Source organism: Oleiphilus sp. HI0125 (genome assembly GCF_001635355.1).
The window spans coordinates 1-1,228 of the sequence record NZ_LWGF01000827.1 but is presented as its reverse complement, the minus strand read 5'-3'; the positions used below and the strand labels follow the sequence as shown (position 1 = coordinate 1,228).

Below are 1,228 nucleotides of genomic sequence, written 5' to 3'. Positions count from 1 at the left end.
GATAAATACGAGTAATGAGAGCATAAGAGCAAGTACGATGAACGCTGTCATTCCAAGCCAAGGTGCATGAAGGTTTGTTTTACCTTGCGAGATCAGCTCGCCAAGTGAAGGAGATCCGGGAGGTAGGCCAAACCCTAAGAAATCGAGCGAAGTAAGAGTTGTGATAGACCCCGTCAATATGAACGGCATAAAGGTTAAAGTTGCAACCATCGCATTCGGTAGTATGTGGCGAAACATAATGCCTGCATTGTTCAGGCCTAAGGCTCTAGCCGCTCTAACATATTCAAGATTACGTGCGCGCAGGAATTCAGCGCGAACAACATCGACTAAGCCCATCCAGCTGAATAACAGCATGATTCCAAGTAACCACCAGAAGCTCGGTTCAATCATGCTTGATAGAATGATTAGCAGAAATAGTACTGGTAGCCCTGACCAAATCTCTATGAATCGCTGGCCAATTAGATCGACTTTTCCGCCGTAGTATCCTTGTAATGCGCCAACAGCTACTCCAATCATGGATGAGAAAATTGTCAACGCTAAGCCGAATAAGACAGAGATCCTAAAGCCATAAATTACTCGCGCAAATACGTCTCGCGCCTGATCGTCTGTGCCCAGCAAATTATCAGACGTGGGGGAGGAGGGCGCTGGTTCACTCAAGTTATAGTTGTGCGTGTCGTAGCTATAGCGAATAAGTGGCCATAGCATCCAGCCTTTCTCTTCGATTAGCTCGACGACGTATTCATCACGATAATCGGCTTCTGTTTCAAATTCCCCTCCAAATTCGGTCTCTGCATAGACTTGGCTAATCGGAGAATAGAAGCTCCCATCAAAATATATGAGCAGAGGTTTGTCGTTAGCGACAAGCTCAGCAAACAATGAGAAAAAAAATAGCGCCAGAAAAACCCATAGAGAGTAATACCCGCGTCGGTTTGCTTTGAAATTTTCTAAGCGACGACGATTAAGAGGCGACCAATTGTCGGTATTGAGTAACTGCATTATGACTCTCTACTTTCAAAGTCTATTCGCGGATCGATGAGCACATAGGTCAAGTCACTAATCAGCTTCAGCAGCAATCCGACAATGGTGAATATATAGAGGGTTCCAAACATGACTGGATAATCTCGATTTAGAGCTGCTTCGAAACCTAATAGCCCGAGACCATCTAGAGAGAATATGACTTCGATAAGCATGGAGCCGGTAAAAAATATACCAATTAGTGCGCTCGGCA

The 1,228-nt window shown here is 45.0% G+C and carries 2 protein-coding genes; both read right to left on the bottom strand.

Annotated elements, in window-relative coordinates:
* Window positions 1–996 (bottom strand): ABC transporter permease (locus A3762_RS13445; protein WP_068756064.1); only part of this gene is annotated, 996 nt, incomplete at its 3' end.
* Window positions 996–1,228: ABC transporter permease subunit (locus A3762_RS13440; protein ID WP_156493450.1), on the bottom strand; the 233-nt coding region annotated here is incomplete at its 5' end. The genes A3762_RS13445 and A3762_RS13440, both read right to left, overlap by 1 nt.